General features: G+C 61.2%; 3 protein-coding genes. All 3 read left to right on the forward strand.

Annotated elements, in window-relative coordinates; genetic code table 11:
- A partial coding sequence (gene pgaB, locus HMPREF9538_RS19520) for a poly-beta-1,6-N-acetyl-D-glucosamine N-deacetylase PgaB (RefSeq protein ID WP_009484470.1) occupies nucleotides 1–1,624 on the forward strand: 1,624 nt, incomplete at its 5' end.
- Nucleotides 1,617–2,945: a poly-beta-1,6-N-acetyl-D-glucosamine synthase gene (gene pgaC, locus HMPREF9538_RS19515; protein WP_004210049.1), complete on the forward strand. Its 1,329-nt coding sequence runs from the start codon at nucleotides 1,617–1,619 to the stop codon at nucleotides 2,943–2,945. The genes pgaB and pgaC, both read left to right, overlap by 8 nt.
- On the forward strand, nucleotides 2,945–3,394 hold the full coding sequence (gene pgaD, locus HMPREF9538_RS19510) for a poly-beta-1,6-N-acetyl-D-glucosamine biosynthesis protein PgaD (protein ID WP_009484471.1): 450 nt from the start codon (nucleotides 2,945–2,947) through the stop codon (nucleotides 3,392–3,394). The genes pgaC and pgaD overlap by 1 nt, the downstream gene beginning before the upstream one ends.
- Nucleotides 3,395–3,422: the final 28 nt, after the last annotated feature.

Genomic DNA, 3,422 nt, shown 5'->3' on the forward strand with positions numbered 1-3,422 from the left:
GGGGGGGGGGGGGGGGGGGGGGGCGGTGGGCAGCTGGGTGGACACTCCCGCTGGTCAGCCCGTTAATTTTGGCGGCCTGATGACGCCGCGCGAGCGCTTCGCTACCTGGGAGATGGTGCGCGAGCTCAGCCGCTCGCCGCTGGTGGAGATCGGCGCGCACACCTGGGCCTCGCACTACGGTCTGCCGGCCAATCCGCAGGGCAGCCGCGAGCCTGCCGCCGCCAACCGCGGCTGGGATAAAACCACCGGCCGCTATGAAAGCGACGCGCAGTTTACCCGGCGAATGACCGATGACGTGCAGAAAGTGACGGCGAAAATCCATGAGGTTGCCGGGAAAACGCCGCGCGCCTGGGTGTGGCCCTACGGCGCCGCCAGCGGCAGCACCCTGGCCATCGCCAAACAGCAAGGGTATCAGCTGGCGTTTACGCTGAACGACGGCCTGGGCAACGTGAAGGATCTGGACAATATTCCACGCCTGCTGATCGCCGGTAACCCGTCGCTCAAGGCCTTTGCCAGCGCCGTGACCCAGATTCAGGAAGCCGATCCTGTTCGGGTGATGCATGTGGATCTGGACTATGTCTATGACCCCAATCCCGTCCAGCAGGCAAAGAATATCGATAAGCTGGTGCAGCGCGTCTATGACATGAAAATCAGCCACGTCTTTCTGCAGGCCTTCTCCGACCCGCAGGGCGACGGCACGGTCAAGTCGCTCTATTTCCCCAACCGCTGGCTGCCGATGCGCGCCGACCTGTTTAACTTCGTCTCCTGGCAGTTGCAGACCCGCGGCAATGTGAAGGTTTATGCCTGGATGCCGGTGCTGGCCTTCGATCTTGCCTCAGATCTGCCGCGCGTTCAGCGCTGGGATCCGCAAACCGGGAAGGCGTTACTTGCCCGCCAGCCGTACGTCCGTCTGTCGCCCTGGGATCCCCGGGTTCGCCAGCAGATCACCGACATCTACGAAGATCTGGCCCGACACGCCAGCTTCAGCGGGATCCTGTTTCACGACGACGCCGTGCTGACCGATTTTGAAGACGTGAGTCCGGAGGCGGTCGCCGCCTGGCGGCAGACGGGTATGGCGCACGATGCCGACCCGGTGCCCCAACGTCCGCAAGAGCGCCAGGCATGGATGCGTTTCAAAAGCCAAACCCTGACCCGCTTCACTCTGGATCTACGCCAGGCAGTGCAGGCCATCCGCGGCCCGCAGGTGAAAACGGCGCGTAATCTCTTCGCCCTGCCGATCCTGGAGCCGCAAAGCGAAGCCTGGTTTGCGCAGAATCTGGATGACTTCCTTGCCGCCTATGACTGGACGGTCCCCATGGCGATGCCGCTGATGGAGTCCGTGCCGATCGACGCCAGCCAGGCCTGGCTGACGCGGCTGGTGCAGGCCGTCGCCCGCCACCCGGGTGCGCTGAAGAAAACCATCTTTGAACTGCAGGCCAGAGACTGGAATCGACGCCAGCAAAACGCCATTCCCGACCAGCAGCTGGCGGACTGGATGCGTTTGCTGCGGCTGAACGGCGTCAAAAACTACGGCTACTACCCTGACGATTTTATTAACAACCAGCCTGATATCTCTCGTATCAGGCCGCAATTTTCTTCCTGGTGGTACCCTGACCATGACTGATCGCATTATCGCATTGTGCATTTTATGCCTCGTATTCGGGCTGCCGTTAGGTGTCGCAGCGGTATTTACCGGCGAGCTTATCCTCGACTTTGTCTTTTTCTGGCCGCTGTTTATGTCAGTGTTGTGGATCACCGGGGGTCTCTACTTCTGGTTTCAGCTGGAACGTCACTGGCCGTGGGGGGAGGATACCCCGCCGCCGACGCTGCCGGGCAATCCACTGATCTCGATCCTGATCCCCTGCTTTAACGAGGAGAAAAACGCCCGGGAAACCATCAGCGCAGCGCTGGCCCAGCGTTACGCCAATCTTGAAGTGATCGCGATTAACGACGGCTCTTCGGACAACACCGCCCAGGTGCTCCAGCAGCTGGCGCAGGAGGAGCCGAGGCTGCGGGTGATCCATCTGGCCGCCAATCAGGGAAAAGCGGTGGCGCTCAAAGCGGGCGCCGCCGCCGCCCGCGGCGATCTGCTGGTCTGCATCGATGGCGACGCCCTGCTGGACCGGGATACCGCGGCCTGGCTGGTCGCGCCGTTGATCCATTATCCGCACGTCGGGGCGGTCACCGGCAATCCGCGGATCCGCACCCGATCCACGCTGATCGGCCGCATTCAGGTTGGGGAGTTCTCGTCGATCATTGGGCTTATCAAACGGACGCAGCGGATCTATGGCCGGGTCTTTACCGTCTCCGGCGTAATCGCCGCCTTCCGGCGCCAGGCGCTGGCGGACGTCGGCTACTGGAGCCCGGATATGATCACTGAAGATATTGATATCAGCTGGAAGCTTCAGCTCCGCCACTGGGACATCTTTTTCGAGCCGCGAGCGCTGTGCTGGATCCTGATGCCGGAGACCCTCAAAGGGTTATGGAAGCAGCGTCTGCGCTGGGCCCAGGGCGGCGCCGAAGTCTTTCTGGTCAATCTGCGCCGCCTGTTTCACTGGCAGCATCACCGGATGTGGCCGCTGTTTCTGGAGTATGCCTGCTCCACGCTGTGGGCCTTTGCCTACGCGATCACCATTCTGCTGTTTATCCTCAGCCGCCTGATACCGCTGCCTGACAATCTGGCGGTGCATAGCCTGTTTCCACCGGAATTCACCGGCATGCTGCTCGGCCTGATGTGCCTGCTGCAGTTCGTCGCCAGCCTGTATATCGAGCGGCGCTATGAGAAAAAGGTCGCCAAATCGCTGTTCTGGGTGATCTGGTTCCCGATGGTCTACTGGATGATCGGCCTGCTGACCACGCTGGTCGCTTTTCCGAAAGTGATGGTGAAACGTCAACGTTCCCGCGCGCGCTGGGTGAGTCCGGACCGGGGAAAAGGAAGCCTGTGATGAATGAAAATACGCTCATCTTAACCGAACATCGGGTGCTGCCCCGGCTGGTCGACGCCGGCTTAACGCTGCTGGCCTGGCTCGGTTTTCTGTTCTTTCTGTACGCCAATTTGCTGATGCAGTTCATCGCGCCGCCCTCTCCGAACTGGGAAACGCTGATGGACTCCCTGAATACGGCGCTGATGTATCTGCTGATTGCCGCGCTGAACGGCTGGCTGTTGATCCTCTGGTATCACTACAACCGGCGCCGCGCCCATACCCGGCGTCATACCGCGGTGCTCGCTCTGCGCGACGATGAGCTGGCGAGCAGCTTTAACGTCGCGCCGCAGATTATCTCGGAGATGAGCCGCTATAATTTGCTCACCGTTTACCACGATCAAATCGGGCAGATTATTGATTTAAAAACCCACGCGTTACCACCGCCGCAGGAAGAGAGCGATGACGCATGAGAGCAAGGCCGCCGTCGGCGGCCTGGAC

Source organism: Klebsiella sp. MS 92-3 (genome assembly GCF_000195655.1).
Classification (GTDB): Bacteria; Pseudomonadota; Gammaproteobacteria; order Enterobacterales; family Enterobacteriaceae; genus Klebsiella; species Klebsiella pneumoniae.

Coding starts and splice junctions, on each gene's coding strand:
- pgaC (WP_004210049.1), top strand. CDS start 1,617: ATGACTGATCGCATTATCGCATTGTGCATTTTATGCCTCGTATTCGGG.
- pgaD (WP_009484471.1), top strand. CDS start 2,945: ATGAATGAAAATACGCTCATCTTAACCGAACATCGGGTGCTGCCCCGG.